The 17,378-nt window shown below is 73.4% G+C and carries 18 protein-coding genes and 2 tRNA genes; 11 read left to right on the plus strand and 9 right to left on the minus strand.

Annotated elements, in window-relative coordinates; translation table 11 throughout:
* Nucleotides 1-230 precede the first annotated feature (230 nt).
* Nucleotides 231-3,023: a pyruvate dehydrogenase (acetyl-transferring), homodimeric type gene (aceE, locus tag H2O74_RS09860; RefSeq protein ID WP_223147948.1), complete on the plus strand. Its 2,793-nt coding sequence runs from the start codon at nucleotides 231-233 to the stop codon at nucleotides 3,021-3,023.
* A gap of 81 nt (nucleotides 3,024-3,104) precedes the next feature.
* Here the strand turns inward: aceE and H2O74_RS09865 are convergent, their stop codons facing one another.
* A complete protein-coding gene (locus H2O74_RS09865; protein WP_182111427.1) occupies nucleotides 3,105-3,788 on the minus strand; it encodes a hypothetical protein in 684 nt (227 codons plus the stop codon).
* Between the two features lie 160 nt (nucleotides 3,789-3,948).
* On the opposite strand from H2O74_RS09865, the gene H2O74_RS09870 reads away from it, so the two are divergent.
* From H2O74_RS09870 to H2O74_RS09890, 5 genes are all read left to right on the plus strand, one after another.
* Nucleotides 3,949-5,124 carry a CdaR family transcriptional regulator gene (locus tag H2O74_RS09870; RefSeq protein WP_255491547.1) on the plus strand — a complete coding sequence of 392 codons (1,176 nt, stop codon included), beginning with the start codon at nucleotides 3,949-3,951 and terminating at the stop codon, nucleotides 5,122-5,124.
* A 78-nt stretch (nucleotides 5,125-5,202) separates the two neighbouring features.
* Entirely contained in the window at nucleotides 5,203-6,177 is a 975-nt protein-coding gene (locus tag H2O74_RS09875; protein WP_182111429.1) for an ACP S-malonyltransferase, read from the plus strand.
* The gene (locus tag H2O74_RS09880; RefSeq protein ID WP_182111430.1) at nucleotides 6,174-7,175 is read left to right on the plus strand and encodes a beta-ketoacyl-ACP synthase III; all 1,002 of its coding nucleotides are present in this window, start codon (nucleotides 6,174-6,176) and stop codon (nucleotides 7,173-7,175) included. Before H2O74_RS09875 ends, H2O74_RS09880 begins: the two co-directional genes overlap by 4 nt.
* 97 nt (nucleotides 7,176-7,272) lie before the next feature.
* The gene (locus tag H2O74_RS09885; RefSeq protein ID WP_182111431.1) at nucleotides 7,273-7,521 is read left to right on the plus strand and encodes an acyl carrier protein; all 249 of its coding nucleotides are present in this window, start codon (nucleotides 7,273-7,275) and stop codon (nucleotides 7,519-7,521) included.
* A gap of 98 nt (nucleotides 7,522-7,619) precedes the next feature.
* On the plus strand, nucleotides 7,620-8,864 hold the full coding sequence (locus tag H2O74_RS09890) for a beta-ketoacyl synthase (protein ID WP_182111432.1): 1,245 nt from the start codon (nucleotides 7,620-7,622) through the stop codon (nucleotides 8,862-8,864).
* A gap of 397 nt (nucleotides 8,865-9,261) precedes the next feature.
* Here the strand turns inward: H2O74_RS09890 and H2O74_RS09895 are convergent, their stop codons facing one another.
* Both H2O74_RS09895 and def read right to left on the minus strand, forming a co-directional pair.
* Complete coding sequence (locus tag H2O74_RS09895; RefSeq protein WP_182111433.1) at nucleotides 9,262-9,762, minus strand: DUF3145 domain-containing protein; 501 nt, start codon at nucleotides 9,760-9,762, stop codon at nucleotides 9,262-9,264.
* 176 nt (nucleotides 9,763-9,938) lie between these two features.
* Nucleotides 9,939-10,430: a peptide deformylase gene (gene def / locus H2O74_RS09900; RefSeq protein WP_182111434.1), complete on the minus strand. Its 492-nt coding sequence runs from the start codon at nucleotides 10,428-10,430 to the stop codon at nucleotides 9,939-9,941.
* Between the two features lie 330 nt (nucleotides 10,431-10,760).
* Here def and H2O74_RS09905 point away from each other — a divergent pair, with 330 nt between their 5' ends.
* The 4 genes from H2O74_RS09905 to H2O74_RS09920 are packed head-to-tail and all read left to right on the plus strand — an operon-like array spanning nucleotide 10,761 to nucleotide 12,428.
* Nucleotides 10,761-11,120, plus strand: coding sequence for a YtxH domain-containing protein (locus H2O74_RS09905; RefSeq protein WP_182111435.1), 360 nt, complete (start codon nucleotides 10,761-10,763; stop codon nucleotides 11,118-11,120).
* A 35-nt stretch (nucleotides 11,121-11,155) separates the two neighbouring features.
* Nucleotides 11,156-11,347, plus strand: coding sequence for a hypothetical protein (locus H2O74_RS09910; protein ID WP_182111436.1), 192 nt, complete (start codon nucleotides 11,156-11,158; stop codon nucleotides 11,345-11,347).
* A gap of 2 nt (nucleotides 11,348-11,349) precedes the next feature.
* Nucleotides 11,350-11,841, plus strand: a complete 492-nt coding sequence (locus H2O74_RS09915; protein ID WP_182111437.1) for a hypothetical protein — start codon at nucleotides 11,350-11,352, stop codon at nucleotides 11,839-11,841.
* 50 nt (nucleotides 11,842-11,891) lie between these two features.
* Entirely contained in the window at nucleotides 11,892-12,428 is a 537-nt protein-coding gene (locus tag H2O74_RS09920; protein WP_182111438.1) for a hypothetical protein, read from the plus strand.
* Here H2O74_RS09920 and H2O74_RS09925 read toward each other — a convergent pair.
* Nucleotides 12,410-12,483 (minus strand) — tRNA-Ile (locus tag H2O74_RS09925). The genes H2O74_RS09920 and H2O74_RS09925 overlap by 19 nt on opposite strands.
* Nucleotides 12,484-12,622: 139 nt before the next feature.
* Between H2O74_RS09925 and H2O74_RS09930 the strand changes: the two genes are divergently transcribed.
* Complete coding sequence (locus H2O74_RS09930; protein ID WP_182111439.1) at nucleotides 12,623-13,126, plus strand: hypothetical protein; 504 nt, start codon at nucleotides 12,623-12,625, stop codon at nucleotides 13,124-13,126.
* Nucleotides 13,127-13,184: 58 nt separating this feature from the next.
* On the opposite strand, the gene H2O74_RS09935 is transcribed toward H2O74_RS09930, so the two are convergent.
* The 5 genes from H2O74_RS09935 to H2O74_RS09955 all read right to left on the minus strand — a co-directional run bounded on the left by H2O74_RS09935 (nucleotide 13,185) and on the right by H2O74_RS09955 (nucleotide 17,377).
* Nucleotides 13,185-13,257 (minus strand) — tRNA-Asn (locus H2O74_RS09935).
* A gap of 52 nt (nucleotides 13,258-13,309) precedes the next feature.
* Complete coding sequence (locus H2O74_RS09940; protein ID WP_182111440.1) at nucleotides 13,310-14,209, minus strand: carbohydrate ABC transporter permease; 900 nt, start codon at nucleotides 14,207-14,209, stop codon at nucleotides 13,310-13,312.
* Nucleotides 14,209-15,135 (minus strand): carbohydrate ABC transporter permease, encoded by a 927-nt coding sequence (locus H2O74_RS09945; protein WP_182111441.1) that lies wholly within the window; start codon nucleotides 15,133-15,135, stop codon nucleotides 14,209-14,211. The genes H2O74_RS09940 and H2O74_RS09945 overlap by 1 nt, the downstream gene beginning before the upstream one ends.
* Nucleotides 15,136-15,177: 42 nt before the next feature.
* Nucleotides 15,178-16,461 (minus strand): ABC transporter substrate-binding protein, encoded by a 1,284-nt coding sequence (locus H2O74_RS09950; RefSeq protein WP_255491548.1) that lies wholly within the window; start codon nucleotides 16,459-16,461, stop codon nucleotides 15,178-15,180.
* Between the two features lie 130 nt (nucleotides 16,462-16,591).
* Nucleotides 16,592-17,377 (minus strand): MBL fold metallo-hydrolase, encoded by a 786-nt coding sequence (locus tag H2O74_RS09955; protein ID WP_182111443.1) that lies wholly within the window; start codon nucleotides 17,375-17,377, stop codon nucleotides 16,592-16,594.
* Nucleotide 17,378 lies beyond the last annotated feature (1 nt).

Here is a 17,378-nt window from a genome sequence, read left to right on the forward strand (position 1 = left end):
TCGTGCGTGCGCCGGGCGAGCTCGTCGGCCCGGCATCGCGGTAAGCCCACAGCATCCACCCACCCTGTGGCAAGCGCCACACGCAGGCCGCCCGGTCGCGCTGTCGCCCACGTCACGTCTCACGCCGCACCGCCGGTGTGACTTTCTGCACCCGGAAGAACGACAATGGTCGGACGACCGGGGACCGGCAACACCAACGTCACTCCTCGGGCCGACCCGAGCACTGGATGATGGCGCCCACCCGGGAGTCGCAACGGTGCGGACGAGAGGTGAGGTTGCAGGTGGCTGCACGAGACAACGCGGGCCCGCTCATCAACGGGCTCCTCAGCCAGGTGCCGGACATCGACCCGGACGAGACCGGTGAGTGGGTCGAGTCGTTCGACGGGCTCGTCGACGAGCGCGGTGGGCCCCGGGCCCGGTACGTGCTCCTCAACCTGCTGAAGCGCGCCCGCGAGCGGAACGTGGCGGTGCCGACGTCGATCACGACGCCGTACGTCAACACGATCGGTGTGCACGAGGAGCCGTACTTCCCGGGCGACGAGGTGGTCGAGCGGCGCTACCGCTCCTACCTGCGGTGGAACGCGGCCGTCATGGTGACGCGTGCCCAGCGGCCCGAGGTCAGCGTCGGCGGCCACATCTCGTCCTACGCCTCGGTCGCGACCCTCTACGAGGTCGGGCTCAACCACTTCTTCCGCGGCAAGGACCACCCCGGCGGCGGCGACCAGGTCTACTTCCAGGGGCACGCGGCCCCGGGCGTCTACGCCCGCGCGTTCCTCGAGGGCCGCCTCACGGGCGAGCAGCTGGACGCCTTCCGCCAGGAGGTCTCGGTGCCCGGCGGCGGCCTGTCCTCCTACCCGCACCCCCGGCTCATGCCGGACTTCTGGGAGTTCCCGACCGTCTCGATGGGCCTGGGCCCGGCGTCGGCGATCTACCAGGCGTGGGTCAACAAGTACACGCACAACCGCGGCATCAAGGACACGAGCCAGCAGAACGTCTGGGCCTTCCTCGGCGACGGCGAGATGGACGAGCCCGAGAGCCGCGGCATGCTCCAGCTCGCGGCGCAGCAGAACCTCGACAACCTCACGTTCGTCGTCAACTGCAACCTGCAGCGGCTCGACGGCCCGGTGCGCGGCAACGGCAAGATCATCCAGGAGCTCGAGGCGTTCTTCCGCGGCGCCGGCTGGAACGTCATCAAGGTGATCTGGGGCCGCGAGTGGGACGCGCTGCTCAACGCGGACAAGGACCGCGCGCTGGTCAACCTGATGAACGTCACGCCCGACGGCGACTACCAGACGTACCGGGCCGAGAGCGGCGCGTTCATCCGCGAGCACTTCTTCGGGCGCGACCCGCGCACCAAGGCGCTCGTGCAGAACATGACCGACGACGAGATCTGGGCGCTCAAGCGCGGCGGTCACGACTACCGCAAGATCTACGCCGCGTACGCGGCGGCGACGGCCCACACGGGCCAGCCGACGGTGATCCTGGCGCACACCATCAAGGGCTACGGCCTGGGCACCAACTTCGCCGGGCGCAACTCGACGCACCAGATGAAGAAGCTCAAGGTCGACGACCTCAAGACGCTGCGCGACTCCCTGCGGATCCCCGTCACGGACGAGCAGATCGAGGACCCGTACAACGCGCCGTACTACCACCCGGGCCAGGACTCGCCGGAGATCCAGTACATGCTCGAGCGGCGCCGCCAGCTCGGCGGCTTCGTTCCCGAGCGGCGCAGCAGCTTCGCCCCCGTGGCGCTGCCGCCGGAGAAGACGTACGACGTCCTGGCCAAGGGCTCGGGCCACCAGCACGTGGCGACCACGATGGCCTTCGTCCGGCTCCTCAAGGACCTGATGAAGGACAAGGAGTTCGGCAAGCGAATCGTGCCGATCATCCCCGACGAGGCGCGCACCTTCGGGCTCGACTCGATCTTCCCGACCGCGAAGATCTTCAACACGCTCGGCCAGAACTACCTCGCCGTGGACCGCGAGCTGATGCTCTCCTACAAGGAGTCGGAGTCGGGCCAGATCCTGCACACCGGCATCAACGAGGCCGGCTCCGCCGCGGCGTTCCAGTCGGTCGGCACGTCCTACGCGACGCAGGGCGAGGCGCTGGTCCCGTTCTACATCTTCTACTCGATGTTCGGGTTCCAGCGGACGGGCGACCAGTTCTGGGCCGCCGGCGACCAGATGACGCGTGGCTTCATCATCGGCGCCACGGCCGGGCGCACCACCCTGACGGGTGAGGGCCTGCAGCACGCGGACGGCCACTCGCCGATCCTCGCGGCGACCAACACCGCCGTCGTGCACTACGACCCGGCCTACGGGTACGAGATCCGGCACATCGTCCGCGACGGCCTGCAGCGCATGTACGGCGAGGGCGACCCGCGCGACCCGAACGTCATGTACTACCTGACGGTCTACAACGAGCCGATGATCCAGCCGGCCGAGCCGGAGGACGTCGACGTCGAGGGCATCCTGCGCGGTATCCACCGTGTCTCGGTCGCCGAGGGCGAGGGCCCGCGGGCCCAGATCCTCGCGTCCGGCGTCGGTGTGCCGTGGGCGCTCGAGGCGCAGGAGCTCCTGGCGAACGACTGGGGCGTGCGCGCCGACGTCTGGTCCGTGACGAGCTGGAACGAGCTGCGTCGCGACGGCCTGGCGGCCGACCAGCACAACTGGCTCTACCCGGGCGAGGAGCCGCGCACGGCCTACGTGACCCAGAAGCTCGAGGGGGCGCAGGGCCCGTTCGTCGCGACGAGCGACTACGACCACATGGTCCCCGACCAGATCCGGCAGTGGGTCCCGGGCGAGTACGCGACGCTCGGCGCCGACGGCTTCGGCTTCTCGGACACGCGTGCGGCGGCCCGTCGCTACTTCAAGATCGACGGGCCCTCGACCGTGGTCAAGGTGCTCCAGCTCCTCGCCCGTCGGGGCGAGGTCGCGGCCGACGCCCCGGCGCAGGCCATCGAGCGGTACCGGATCCACGACGTCCGGGCCGGAGCCTCGGGCGTCGCGGGCGGCGACTCCTGACCCGCCCGCCCCGCTGACGACGAAGGCCCCCGCGCTCCTGGAGCGCGGGGGCCTTCGTCGTCGGCGCGGTGGCCGGGCGGCCTACGGGCCGCTGATGTTCTGGCCGGCCTGGGCGATGATCCGGTCCAGGTCGGGGCGCAGCCGTGCGACAGCACCCTTGTCCGGGTGCATCCCGAGCGCGGCGAGGTGCTGGTTGGCGTCGTGCGGACGGTCCGCCTCGATGGCGGCGAGCACGAGCTGCCGGGCCACCTCGGGGGTGTGCTCCTTGACCCGCCAGTGCCCGACGCCGAGGTTGAGCGCCTCGACCGGCTGGCCCGCCTCGCGGAGGACCGCCAGGCCCTCGACGAGGGCGACGCCCGACGGGTCGCGCTCGGCGGCGGTGCTCAGGCGGCGGATCGCACCCTCGTGGTCCTGGTGCAGCGACAGGCGCGCGAGCTCGATGAGCGGGTACCAGGCCCGCGGGTGGCCGGCGAGCTCCTCGGCCAGGGCCCACACGGCGAGGTCAGCGGCCCGGTGCTTCTCGACGTCGTCCTGCGGCGCCGTCAGCGGGTCGCCGTCGGGCCCCATGCCCGCGGCACGGCGGCGGACGATCTCGGCCAGTGCCGTGAACGCGCGAGCGTCGTTGGGGTCCTCGCCCAGCATGGCGCGCACGGCGTCCTCGTGGATGGTGTCACGGCGCTTGGTCGTGGTCGGACGACGGACGCCCACCCTCGACGCGGACACCGGGCGACGCATGAGGCGGCGAAGGCGCGGGAGGAAGGCCATGGAAAAGACCATAGCCGCACCCTCACGGCGCGGCCCGGCGGACGACCGCCCGGACGGGGCCCTCGGACGGCGCAGACGCCGTCCGGACTTGTGGGCTCCCTACAACATCCCGGCGTGCGTCGGCCCCCACCAGGGCGACCGTCGCCCTATGCTCCCAGCCATGGTCTCCACCGCGCCGCGTGACCAGGCGCACACCCTGCGGCGCCTGCACGACGGCAGCGGTCTGCTCGCCGCCGCCGCCCTGCGCAAGCTCGACGAGAACCTCGCCTGGTACCGCGCGCTGCCCGCCGAGGACCGGTCGTGGGTCGGCCTCGTCGCCCAGGCCGGCATCTCGAGCTTCATCACGTGGTTCTCCGACCCGAGCACCCCGCCGCAGGGGGCGAGCGAGATCTTCTCGGCCGCGCCGCCGGAGCTCACCCGGTCGGTGTCCCTGCAGCACACGCTCCAGCTGGTCCGCCTGGTGGTGGAGGTGGTCGAGGAGCACAGCGACCGCCTGGCCGCGCCGGGCGCCGAGCGCGACCTGCGCGAGGCCGTGCTCCGGTACTCGCGGGAGGTCGCCTTCTCCGCCGCCGAGGTCTACGCCCGTGCCGCGGAGGTGCGGGGCGCGTGGGACGCACGGCTCGAGGCGCTCGTCGTCGACGCGCTCATCCGCGGCGACGCCGACGACGCGCTGCGCTCCCGGGTCGCCGCGCTCGGCTGGACGGGCCACGGCAGCACGCTGGTTCTCGTCGGCACGAGCCTGCACCCCCTGGACGACGTGCGCGCCGCCGAGCTGCGCCGCTCGACGCGCCGCGCGGCCGACGACGCGCTCGTCGGGATCCAGGGCGACCGCCTCGTCGTCGTGCTCGGCGGGGAGGGCGACCTGCGGGCCGCCGCGACGTCCCTGCTGCCGCGGTTCGGCCCGGGGCCCGTGGTGATCGGACCGGCGGTGCCGAGCCTCGCCGAGGCGGGCCGGTCGGCGTCGGCCGCCCTCGCGGGCCTCGCGGCCGCACCGGCCTGGCCGACGGCGCCCCGCCCGGTGCTGGCCGACGACCTGCTGCCGGAGCGCGTGCTGGTGGGCGACCTCGTGGCACGCCGGACGCTGGTCGAGCTCGCCTACCGCCCCCTGCGCGGGGCCGGCGGCTCGCTCCTGGAGACCCTCGCCGCGCACGTCGAGCACGGCCGCTCCCTGGAGGCGGCCGCGCGGGTCCTGTACGTGCACCCGAACACGGTCCGGTACCGGCTGCGCAAGGTCGCCGAGGTCACCGGCTGGGACCCGCTGGACGCCCGCGAGGCCTACGTCCTGCAGACGGCCCTGGCGCTGGGGCGCCTGTCCCCCGCCGAGACCACCTTGTAGGTTCCGCACAAGGGCCGGTCCCGACCTTGGTGGGCGTCGTGGCCCGGCGCACGACGGTGCGACCGGCACAGTGGTCGGGTGCTCGCCATCGTGTGCCCCGGTCAGGGTTCCCAGACCCCGGGCTTCCTCAGTCCCTGGCTCGACCTCCCCGGCGCCGCGGAGCGGCTCGGGACGCTCGGCGAGGCCGCGGGGACCGACCTGGTCACCCACGGCACCACGTCGGACGCGCAGACGATCCGCGACACGTCCGTCGCGCAGCCGCTCATCGTGGCGGCGTCGCTGCTGGCCTACCGCGCGCTCCTGGCGGGCGGGGACGACGGCCTGCGCCCCGACGTCACCGCCGGCCACTCGGTGGGCGAGCTCGCCGCGGCCGCCGTCGCGGGGGTGCTGGACGACGCGGGGGCCGCGGCGCTCGTCGCGGTCCGCGCGCGGGCGATGGCCGACGCCGCCGCGCTGGAGCCGACGGGGATGAGCGCCGTCGTCGGCGGGGACCCCGCCGAGGTGCTCGCGGCCGTCGAGAACGCCGGCCTGCACCCCGCCAACGTCAACGGCGGCGGTCAGGTGGTCGCGGCCGGCTCGCTCGAGGCCCTCGCCCGGCTCGCCGCCGCACCCCCCGCCCGGGCCCGGGTCATCCCGCTCCAGGTCGCCGGCGCGTTCCACACGCCCTACATGCAGCCCGCGCTCGACGTCTTCGGACCCGTCGCGGCCGGCTGGGCCGCGCAGGACCCGACGCTGCCGTTCCTGTCCGACGCCGACGGCGCCGCGTACCGCGGCGGGGCGCACGGGCACGGCAGCGCCGCCGCGGTCCTGGGGCGGCTCGCGGCGCAGGTCGTCGCGCCCGTGCGGTGGGACCTGTGCCAGCAGACCATGGTCGCCATGGGCGTGACAGGACTCATCGAGCTGGCACCCGCCGGTGTCCTGACCGGGCTCGCGCGGCGTAGCCTGCCCGGGGTGGAGACGGTCGCCGTGAAGACGCCGGCCGACCTGGAGGCCGCGCGCGACCTCGCCCTCCGCCACGCCGGACCACCGACCACCGAGGAGACCCAGGCGTGACCCGTCCCACCCTCACGCAGGCCGTCGGGCCCGCGCACACCCGCATCCTCGGCCTCGGGGCGGTCCGCGGCGAGAACGTCGTGACGAACGACGACGTCGCAGGACCCATCGACTCCTCCGACGAGTGGATCCGCCAGCGGACGGGCATCGTGACCCGCCGACGGGCGCGCACGGACCAGGACGTCATCGACCTCGCCGAGGGCGCGGCGCGCGCGGCCGTGGCGAACGCCGGGCTCACGGGCGCCGACATCGACGCCGTCCTGCTCTCGACCGTGACGTACTTCCACCAGACGCCGGCCGGCGCGGCCATCGTCGCCGACCGGATCGGCGCGACGCCCGCGGCCGCGTACGACATCTCCGCCGCGTGCGCCGGGTACTGCTACGGCATCGCGCAGGCCGACGCGCTGGTCCGCGCGGGCACCGCACGCAACGTGCTGGTGATCGGCGCGGAGAAGATGAGCGACTTCATCGACCCGGCCGACCGCTCGATCTCGTTCCTGCTCGGCGACGGGGCGGGCGCGGTCGTCATCGGCCCCTCGGACACGCCGGGCATCGGTCCGACGGTGTGGGGCTCGGACGGCGGGCAGGCGCAGCTCATCCGCCAGACCTCGTCGTGGCAGGACGCCCACACGAGCGGCGAGTGGCCGACCCTGCGCCAGGAGGGCGCGAGCGTCTTCAAGTGGGCGGTGTGGCAGATGGCCCCGGTCGCCGAGAAGGCGATGGCCGCGGCCGGCGTCGGACCGCAGGACATCGAGGCGTTCGTCCCCCACCAGGCCAACATGCGGATCATCGACCAGATGATCAAGCAGCTCAAGCTCCCCGAGACCGTCGTGGTCGGTCGCGACATCGCCGACACCGGCAACACGTCCGCGGCGTCCATCCCGCTCGCCACGGAGCGCCTGCTGCGCGAGGGCCAGGTCGGCAGCGGGGCGCTCGCGCTGCAGATCGGCTTCGGCGCCGGCCTCGTCTACGCCGCCCAGGTCGTCGTGCTCCCCTGAGACACGCGGCACCACCGGGGACACGCACGCCGGACCCGGTGAACAATCGTCAGGCGCCCGACCGGGCACCGACCGCCACCCCACCAAGGAGACACAGATGGCGTACAGCGAGCAGGAGATCCTCACCGGCCTGGCCGAGATCGTCAGCGAGGAGACCGGCCTGCCGACCGACTCCGTCTCGTCCGAGAAGTCCTTCACGGACGACCTGGACATCGACTCGCTGTCCATGATGACGATCGTCACGCTCGCCGAGGAGCGCTTCTCCGTGCGCATCCCCGACGACGAGGTCAAGAACCTCACGACCGTGGGAGACGCGGTCGCCTACATCAACGGCGCGCAGGGCTGAGTCCCGCCGTCGGCCGTGCGGGCCGGCCCGACCCCGCGACGGGTCCGGCCGGCCCGCACGACCCAGCCGCACCACCGCCCGCCCGTCCTGGAGGAACCGTGAGCACCATCCCCGACGTCGTCATCACCGGTCTCGGCGCGACGACGCCGCTCGGAGGCGACGTGCCCAGCACCTGGCAGGCGGCCCTGGCCGGCGAGTCCGGCGCCCGCACGCTCGAGAACGACTGGGCGGCGACGTACGAGATCCCCGTGACCTTCGCGGCCCAGCTCAAGGTCACGCCCGACGCCGTCCTGTCGCGCCCCGAGATGAAGCGCATGGACCCCTCGGCGCAGTACGCCGTGGTGGCCTCGCGCGAGGCGTGGGCCGACGCGGGCAGCCCCGAGGTGGAGCCGGAGCGGCTCGGCACCGTCGTCTCGTCGGGCATCGGCGGCATCTGGACCACGCTGGACGCCTGGGACACCCTCCAGGCGAAGGGCGCCCGCCGCATCCTGCCGATGACGGTGCCGATGCTCATGCCCAACTCCCCCGCCGCGTACGTCGAGCTCGAGCTCGGCGCGCGCGCCGGGGCCCATGCCCTCGTCTCGGCGTGCGCGTCGGGCGCCGAGGCCATCGGCTACGGCGTCGAGATGATCCGCTCGGGCCGGGCCGACGTCGTCGTCGCCGGCGGCACCGAGGCGGCCATCCACCCGATGCCGCTCGCTGCCTTCGCCGCGTCACGCACGCTCTCCACGCGCAACGACGACCCCGCGGGCGCGTCGCGGCCCTACGACACCCAGCGCGACGGCTTCGTGCTCGGCGAGGGCGCCGGCATCGTCGTGCTCGAGAGCGCGGAGCACGCGGCGGCGCGGGGCGCGCGCGTCTACGCCCGCATCGGCGGCGTCGGCCTGAGCTCGGACGGCTACCACATCACGTCCCCCGAGCCCGAGGGGCGGGGTCAGGTCGCGGCGATGCGCGCGGCGCTCACCGACGCCGGGATCACTGCGTCCGACGTCGTCCACGTCAACGCGCACGCGACGTCGACGGTCGTCGGCGACCTCATCGAGGCGCGCGGTGTCCGCGCGGTGCTGGGTGCGGACGCCGACCGGGTCGCGCTCTCCGCGACCAAGTCGATGACCGGCCACCTGCTCGGCGGAGCCGGGGCGCTCGAGACGATCTTCACGGTGCTCGCGCTGCGCGACCGTCTGGCGCCGCCCACGATCAACGTCGACCAGCCCGACCCGGACCTCGTCCTGGACCTGGTGCGCGACACGCCCCGGGCGCTGCCCGACGGTCAGATCGCCGCGGTCAACAACAGCTTCGGCTTCGGCGGCCACAACGTGGCGCTGGTCGTCACCACCGCCTGAGGTCCTCGACGCTCCGAGGTCCCTCTGGGACCTCAGGGTTGCTGGCCCCTACCCGCCCCGGTCCCCTCCCACACCAGTGCGGAGCCCCGTGCCGAGCGCGGAGCGTCGTGGCGAGCGCGGAGCCTCGTGTGCCGAGCGCGGAGCGTCGTGCCACGAGCGCGGAGCGTCGTGCCCTCGCGCGGAGCGTCGTGCCACGAGCGTGGAGCGTGGTGCCGCGACACACCGGCGTGTCACGGCACGACGCTCCACACTCGGGTCGGGGACGTGCGTGCTCGGTGGGTGCGTGCTGAGGGTCGGGGACGTGCGTGCTCGGGGGGCGTGCTGAGAGGTCCGTGGGTCGACGGGGACGTGGTGCGCGAGTGCCCGGAGGTTCGACAACGCCCGGAGGACGTGTGGGTCAGCCGACGCGGTGGAGCCAGCGGACCGGGGCACCCGCGCCCGCGTACCGGAAGGGCTCGAGCTCGTCGTCCCAGGCCTGGCCCAGGGCGAGGTCCAGCTCCCGGCGCATGCGGTCCGCGTCGCCGGCGTGCTCGAGCGCGGCGCGGATCCGGTCCTCGGGCACCACGGTGTTGCCGTGCACGTCCGTGGCCGCGTGGAAGATGCCGAGGTCGGGCGTGTGGCTCCAGCGGGCACCGTCGGCGCCGTGGCTGGCCTCCTCGGTGACCTCGTAGCGCAGGTGCGCCCAGCCGCGCAGCGCCGACGTCAGGCGCGCGCCGGTCCCCTGCGCGCCCTGCCACGACACCTCGGCGCGGAACATGCCGGGCGCGGCCGGCTGCTCGGTCCAGTCCATGGCGAGGCGGCTGCTCAGCACTCCGCCGGCAGCCCACTCGATGTGGGGGCACAGGGCACGGGGTGCCGAGTGCACGAAAAGTACACCGCGGGTGATGGCACCAGCCATGTCACACCTCCTGACGGGTCGAGGGTCGTCTTCCCCAACGACCTCATCCCGCTCCGGGAGGCACACATGGTCACGCGGCGTGCTGGGGCCAGCATGCCGTACCACGACCGCCCGGCGCCAGCCACGACGACGGACGGCGGCCCGCGTCGGCCGCCCTCAGCCGGTCTCAGCAGAACTCAGGCGAGCTGCTCGCGCAGCGTGCGCATCGCCTTCTTGCGCACGGACCGTTCGAGGCGGTCGAGGTAGAGCATCCCGTCGAGGTGGTCGACCTCGTGCTGCAGGCAGCGCGCCATGAGCTCGGTGCCCTCGACGACGACCTCCTTGCCGTCGAGGTCCTGGCCGACGACGCGCGCGTACCAGGCGCGCTGCGTCGGGTACCAGAGGCCGGGGACCGAGAGGCAGCCCTCGTCGCCGTCCTGGTACTCGTCCTCGGACAGCTCGACGATGCGCGGGTTCAGGACGTACCCGATCTCGTCGTCGATGTTCCACGAGAACGCCCGCAGGCTGACGCCGATCTGGTTCGCCGCGAGGCCGGCCCGCCCCTCGTGGTCGACGGTCTCCAGGAGGTCCTCCACGAGCGAGCGCACACGCGCGTCGATCTCGGTGATCGGCTCGCAGGGGGTCCGGAGCACGGGGTCCGGCACGACGCGGATGTCTCTCATCGCCATGGGGGGATCTTCCCACGGCGCGGGACCTCACCGTGCCCGCCGGGACCCACGTCTGCCCGGGTCGTCAGCGCCGGCCCGGCGCCCCGCCGTCGCGCTGCTGACGACGACGGTCCCGGTACCACCTCACGCCGGCCATGATCACCGGGAGGATTGCCACCAGCCTGCGCACGCGTCCTTTACCCATCTCTCCACTGTCGACTCCCGCGCGCGGTGCCGCCAGCCGAGACGGGTGGGGCGAGCGCGAGCGCGCGCCGCGCTGTCCCCCTACGCTCGGAAGCGCCGGACACCCCCCGGCGGCACGACGCGCACACCGACGAAAGGACCGTCACCATGCGGATCAAGGCAGCCCTGCTCATCGGCGGTGCCGTGGGCTACGTGCTCGGCACCCGCGCCGGCCGCGAGCGCTTCGAGAAGCTGCGGTCGTCCGCGCAGACCGTGTGGGAGAACCCGCGCGTCCAGGGCACCGTCTCCGACGCGACGGCGTTCGTCAAGGAGAAGGCGCCCGACCTCACCGAGAAGGTCGGCGGCGCGGTGAAGTCGGCGACGGACGCGGTCAAGAGCCGCACCGGCTCGGGGTCCGAGGAGGTCGGCAGCTCCTACGAGACGAGCACCGAGGACCTCTCCGGCACCTCCACGACCGGCACGCCCACGAACGGCAGCGGGACCACGGGCGGCACGGACCGCTTCTGATCCCGGGGGCTGCACGGGGACGGCAGACTGTCCCCGTGCAGCCCGTCTTCCTCGCCCTCGGCGGCGTCCTGACCCTCACCGGCGCCTTCCTCCTCGTGCGCGCCTTCCGTCTCGGCCAGGCCGACGACCAGGCGGGCGAGCGCGCGACCTTCCGCCTCGCGGTCGGCGCGCTCGCCCTCGGATCGCTCCTGTTCCTCGCGACCGCGGTCCTGACCGAGCAGGGGTAGCCGTGCCCCTCGACGAGGCCACGCAGCGGGCCGTGCGCGGCCTGTGGGAGGTCGCGGTCCGCAACGGGCGCACCCCTGCACCCGTGCCCGAGGCCGACCCGTGGGAGGACGACGACCCGCTCGACGGCGACCGGGCCTGGGTCCCCGTCGAGGTGCCCGGCGACCCCTCGCTCGTCGTGCGGCTCTACCGGCACGGCGAGGACGTGGTCGTCGTCGAGGACACCGTCGAGCTCGACGTCCCCCGCCGTGACACCGCGCGGGTGCTCGAGGCGCTGCTCACCGGCGCCGCCCGCCGCCGCCACCGCGCCCGCGGTCTGGTCGGGAACCTGCTCGGGATCGTCATGCACAACCCTCAGCCCAGCGACCTGGTCGTCACCGTGCACGACGACGACCCGGCGCTCGCCCCGCGGACCTACGAGGCGCCGATCATCCTCGCGACCATGACCAGCGGGTGGCTCCTGGGGCTGCCCACCGCTCCGGACACCGACCGCTGACCGGGACGGACGTCCCGCGCGCCGCAGACCGCGCGCGCCGACAGTGAGGCGTGGACGTCTCCGGCCCCGGCATCGCGCTGGTCGTCGCGGTCCTCGCGCCGAACGTCCTGCACGTCGCGCTCCCGCCGCGTGACGGGCCGCTGCCCCCGCCGGAGGGCACGCTCGTCGTGGTGCGCGCCCTGGCGACCCTCGAGCGCGTCGGGCAGGCGGGGTGCGTCGCGGCCGCCGTCACGCTCCCCGGGGCGGCGCTCGTGAGCGCGCCCGCGCTGGCGGCCGGCCTGTGCGTGGTGGCCTACCTGGGCGTGTGGGCCCGCTACCTCGCGCGGGGCCGGCGGCACGCGGACCTCGTCGCCACCGTGGCGCGCCTCCCCCTCCCGCTCGCGGTGCTGCCCGTCGCGGCGTTCGCCTCGGCCGCGGTCGCCGCCCGGTCGTCGTGGCTTGGTGCCGCGGCGGTCGTGCTCGCGGTCGGGCACGTCGCCATGACGGCGCGCACGAGGCGGGCGGTCGGTGTCCGACCCGCGGCGCCGGACCCCCGAGCCCAGCGCCCGCGCGCACGACCGGGCGCGGGTGGGCCAGGTGGGGCTTGAACCCACGACCGACGGATTATGAGTCCGCTGCTCTGACCGGCTGAGCTACTGGCCCGCGCGCGTCACGGTACCGGAGCCGGACGCACCCCCGCCCGTAGCGGTCGAGCGCGACCGCCGGGAGCGGGGGCCGCGAGCATGGTCCGCGGGCACGGTCCGCGAGGAGGGCGGTGACGACGCGCGGCTACGGTGGTCCCATGGCCCTCCGACGACGCGCGCCCCGGCTGCCCGACGAGGCCCGCCGCAGCCTGGAGCTGCGCCGCGGCGAGAAGATCCTGGCGACGGCCCCGCTGAGCGACGGCTGGGCGGTCGTGACGACGCAGCACCTGCAGGTGCTCGCCGGGCCCGGCCTGCGCCGGGCGTGGTGCGACGTCGACGGGGCGCGCCTCGACGCCGACGCGGCGGAGCTCACCGTCACCTGGGTCGACGGCTCGCCCGCGACCGTCCTGCACCTCGAGGCCGAGCACGCGCGCACGCTCGTGCGCGCGGTGCACGAGCGCGTGCAGTCCTCGGTCGTCCACACCGCGCGCGTGACCGTGCCGGGCGGCGCCGTCGTGCGGGTCGCGCTGCGACGCGACGCCGACGGCGGGCTCCTCACGCAGGTGCTCGGGAACGGGCGCGTGAACCTGTCGGACCCGGCCACCGCCGCCGTCGTCGACGCGGCCGAGGCGAAGGTCCGCGAGGCGGCCGGCCTGTCCTGAGCCCGACGCGGCCGGACATGCGAAAGGCCCCGTCGGGGACGGGGCCTACGCTGCGCTGCTCCCGCGACTGGACTCGAACCAGTAACCGTCCGATTAACAGTCGGATGCTCTGCCAATTGAGCTACGCGGGATCGTGCGGGTCGCAATGCTACCCGATCCGTGGCGGTGCCCCGGACCGCGCGGCTACTTGATCGCGCCCTGCGTGACGCCCGCCATGACCCAGCGCTGGGTGAAGAGGTAGACGACGATCGCCGGCGCCATGGCCATGAGGTAGGACGCGAAGGCGACGTTGTAGTTGCTGCTGAACTGCGTCTGGAAGACGCTCTGGAGCACCGGCAGCGTCTGCATCGTCGAGTCGGCCGTGATGAGCGACGGCATCATGAAGTCGTTCCACGAGGCGAGGAACGCGAAGATCGCCACGGTCGCGCTCATCGGCGCCATCATCGGGAACACGATCCGCCGGAAGACCTGCCACGTGCTGGCGCCGTCGAGGCGTGCGCTCTCCTCGAGCTCCTCCGGCAGGCCGCGGATGAAGGCGGTGAACAGCAGCACGCTGAACGACAGCTGGAACATCACGTGCAGGATCGCGACCCCGAGCGGGTTGTCGAGCCCCACCATGCCCGTCAGCTTCACCTGGGACAGCGCGAGCACCGGGAACGGCAGGAACATGGCCGCGAGCAGGTAGAAGAACGACCACCGGAAGAAGCGCCGGTCCCAGTTGCGGGCGATGGCGTAGGCGGCGAGCGCCGCGAGCACCACGGTCCCGACCACCGTGACGACGGTCACGAACACCGAGATCGCGAAGCCGCGCGGGAAGTTCGTCAGCCGCCACGCCTCCACGAACCCGTCGAGGGACACGGGCGACGGCAGCGCGAAGACCTGGCCGTCGACCGACTGCTCGGCCGTCTTGAACGCCATGACGACCGTGGCGTACAGCGGCAGGAACACCGCCGTCGAGCACAGCACGAGGAGCACCGTGGTCTGCCACCTCGGCCGGTCCTGGCCGCCGGAGGCCCGGAACCGGCGGCGGCGTCGGACGGGCACCTGGCCCGGCCCGGTGGTCAGCAGGCTCTGCTGGGTCATCAGAACGCACTCCTTCCGCGCGTCAGACGCAGCTGGACGGCGGCGAGGACGATCGCGATGAGGAAGAAGATGGTCGCGTTCGCCATCTGGTAGGCGTAGTCCCCGCCCGTGAAGCCCGAGAAGATCGTCATCGCGACGCTGCGGGTGGCGGTGCCGGGACCGCCGTTGGTCAGGCCGACGATGGTGTCGTAGGCGTTGAGGAAGTTCTTGAAGCCGATGACGAGGTTGATCATCACGTAGCCGGCGACGAGCGGCAGGGTGATGGACCGCAGCCGGCGGATGGCCGACGCCCCGTCCATCGCGGCCGCCTCGTACACCTCCCCCGGGATCGACAGGATCCCCGCGATGTAGATGAGCAGCGCCGACGGGATCGCCTGCCAGGCCGTGACCACCACGATCGCGATCCAGGCCAGGTCGGGGTCGGCGAGCAGGCTCTCCTCGAGCGGGCCCAGTCCCATCGCCTGCCCGAGCTGCGGCAGGGAGTTGGAGAACAGGAAGTTGAACACGTACGCGATGACGATCGCCGAGATCACCATGGGGAGCACGAAGACGGCGCGCAGCGTGACCTTCGCCCGGATCCTCGACGTCAGGCCGATGGCCAGGAGGAAGGCGAGGACGTTGACGAGCAGCACCGTGACCAGGGCGAACCCGGCCGTGAACCCGTAGGACGCGGCGATGGCCGGGTCCGAGAACAGGGCGACGTAGTTCGTGAACCCCGTGAAGCTGAACTCCCCGAAGCCCACGGAGTCGGTGAAGCTCAGCGTGATGCCCATGATCGCCGGCAGCGCGATCGACAGGGTGAACAGCACGAGCGAGGGCACGAGCATGAGGTAGAAGGTCGTCCCCACCCGCCGGCGCCCGAGGCCGCGCCCCGGCGTCGGCGCGCGGTCGACCGCCCGTGGTCGGGTGGCTGCGGTGGTCGCCATGAGGCCTCCGGTCGTCGGTGAGGCGGAGCGGGACGGACGTGCTCAGGTGCGGAAGGCGAGGCGCGCCCAGTCGGCGTCGAGGGTCGCGAGCACCTCGCTCGGGTCGGCGCCGGACGCGAGCGACTGGGCGTAGTTCTGCAGCGGGATGGACTGCGGCACGAGCTGCGACGCACCCAGGTAGAAGGCCGCCCGGTCGTAGTACTCCTTGAGCTCGACGAGCGTCTCGTCGGTCACCTCGGCCGCGTCCTGCGTCACGCCGAAGCCCAGCGCCTGGGCGTTGTAGGCGTCGATGACCTCGGGCTGCATGAGGAACGCGAGGAACTCGCGAGCCGCCTCCTTCTTCGGCGAGGCCTCCGGGATCCACAGGGCGAGGTCGATGTTGACCCGGACCTTGCGGTCCGCCGGGTCGTCCGTCATCGGCAGGGGGAAGGACCCGACGTTCTTGTCCGGGTTGGTCTTGGCGATCTCGCTCAGGGCCCACGGCCCCTGGAGGTACATCGCGGCCTCACCGTTGGCGAAGGCGACGTTGCCGTCGCCGTAGCTCCGGCTGGCCGCGTCGGTGTTCGAGTGCTCGACCAGCACCGCCATGTGCTCGACCGGCTCGAGGAACTGCTGCTGGAAGGCGACGTCGGACGCCGGCCCGACGTCGTCGCCCTGCTCCTTGAGCCGGGCGAAGAAGTCGGTGGTGTCCAGCATGCCGCCGACGGCGTAGTCGAAGTGCCCCTGGGCGATCGTCCACGGGTCCTTGAACGTGCTGTAGATCGGGGTCACCCCCGCGGCCGTGAGCGCGTCGCACAGCGCGGTGAACTCGGCCCAGGTGGTCGGCGGCACGAGGCCGTTCGCCTCGAAGAGGTCCCGGTCGTACAGCACCGCCGCGGCCATGAGCGAGTACGGGATCACGCTGGTGCGGTCCGGGTACGTCGCCGTGACGTCGATCAAGGGCTGGAGGTCCTCGCGGATGCGGCCCGCCTCCGGCATGTCGCCCAGGTCGCTCAGGGCGCCGCGCTCGACGTAGCGCGAGACCTCGAAGTTGTAGTTGAGGCACCCGATGTCGGGCGGGCTCTCGCGGACGAACGAGCCGGCGAGGTTCGACGTCGCGTCGTGGCGCACGCGGACGCGGGACTGCGACTGGTGGAACTGCTCGATGAGCTCGTCGAAGTAGCCGATGACCTCCGGCTTGGACTGGTAGAAGACGATCTCCGTGACGCCGCGCGACGACGCCGGCGCGCACGAGGCCAGGGCCGCGGTGGCGCCGGCGAGACCGAGGCCGTGCAGGAAGGTCCGGCGGCTGAGCCCCCTCGAGCCGAGGCGCTGCGGTGAGGACACGTCGTCGTCTCCCTCGTCGGCAGCCCTGCGACGGTGCGGGGCGGCTGGCGGGCGCCGTCGTCCCGGCGGCCCTTGATCGACGGTACGCCGACCGGCCGGAACCGCATCCGCAGCCGTCGTCCGGACCGGCTCAGGCGAGCTCGACCGCCTCGCCCGGGGTGAGCAGCACGCCGCGGACCGCATCGGCCCCGCCGTCGTCGGCGTCCGCCAGGGCGTGCAGGAACCACTCCCCCGGCATCCGCAGGCGCGTGCGCATCGGGCGCGCCATGCCGGACATGCGCAGCGTCCCCCAGTGCACCGGGATGGCGACCCGGGCGCCGACCGTACGGGCTGCCGCGGCGGCCCGCACGGGGTCCAGGTGTCCCGGGCCGAGGCGCGGGCCCCACCCCCAGACCGGCACCACCGCCACGTCGACGACGCCACGGACCGCCATCGCGGGGATGCGCGCCATCCCGGCGAAGGTTCCGGTGTCGCCGGCCAGCCAGACGGTCAGGTCGGGGCTCTCGACAAGGTGCCCGACGGCGGCCGCGGTCGGCCCGAAGGGCTCGCGCCGCCCGCCGTGGTCCGCCGGCACGGCCGTGACGACCAGGCCGCCGACCTGGTGCCGCTGCCCGACCGCCAGCTCGGTCACGTGCTCGACCCCGCGCCCGGTGAGCCACCGCCCGGCGCCGACCGGGGCGAGCACGACGGCGGCACGCATGGCGCGCAGGGTGGGGACGTCGCAGTGGTCGTGGTGCAGGTGCGACAGGACGACGGCGTCGGGCGCCGTGCGCGACCACTCCTCGGGCCCCGCGGTGCCCGGCCCCCGCACGACGCGCAGCACCCCGGCCCGCCGCCGCAGGAGCGGGTCGGCGACCACCCGGGCGCCCGCCAGGTCCAGGACGACCGTCGAGTGCCCCAGCCACGTCAGGCGCATC

It is taken from the genome of Actinotalea sp. JY-7876, assembly GCF_014042015.1.
GTDB lineage: Bacteria > Actinomycetota > Actinomycetes > Actinomycetales > Cellulomonadaceae > Actinotalea.

Excerpts from the sequence above, each read along its gene's own strand:
- aceE (WP_223147948.1), top strand. The coding sequence starts at position 231 with ATGGCGCCCACCCGGGAGTCGCAACGGTGCGGACGAGAGGTGAGGTTG.
- H2O74_RS09865 (WP_182111427.1), bottom strand. The coding sequence starts at position 3,788 with ATGGCCTTCCTCCCGCGCCTTCGCCGCCTCATGCGTCGCCCGGTGTCC.
- H2O74_RS09870 (WP_255491547.1), top strand. The coding sequence starts at position 3,949 with ATGGTCTCCACCGCGCCGCGTGACCAGGCGCACACCCTGCGGCGCCTG.
- H2O74_RS09885 (WP_182111431.1), top strand. The coding sequence starts at position 7,273 with ATGGCGTACAGCGAGCAGGAGATCCTCACCGGCCTGGCCGAGATCGTC.
- H2O74_RS09895 (WP_182111433.1), bottom strand. The coding sequence starts at position 9,762 with ATGGCTGGTGCCATCACCCGCGGTGTACTTTTCGTGCACTCGGCACCC.
- def (WP_182111434.1), bottom strand. The coding sequence starts at position 10,430 with ATGGCGATGAGAGACATCCGCGTCGTGCCGGACCCCGTGCTCCGGACC.
- H2O74_RS09905 (WP_182111435.1), top strand. The coding sequence starts at position 10,761 with ATGCGGATCAAGGCAGCCCTGCTCATCGGCGGTGCCGTGGGCTACGTG.
- H2O74_RS09930 (WP_182111439.1), top strand. The coding sequence starts at position 12,623 with ATGGCCCTCCGACGACGCGCGCCCCGGCTGCCCGACGAGGCCCGCCGC.
- H2O74_RS09940 (WP_182111440.1), bottom strand. The coding sequence starts at position 14,209 with ATGACCCAGCAGAGCCTGCTGACCACCGGGCCGGGCCAGGTGCCCGTC.
- H2O74_RS09945 (WP_182111441.1), bottom strand. The coding sequence starts at position 15,135 with ATGGCGACCACCGCAGCCACCCGACCACGGGCGGTCGACCGCGCGCCG.
- H2O74_RS09955 (WP_182111443.1), bottom strand. The coding sequence starts at position 17,377 with ATGCGCCTGACGTGGCTGGGGCACTCGACGGTCGTCCTGGACCTGGCG.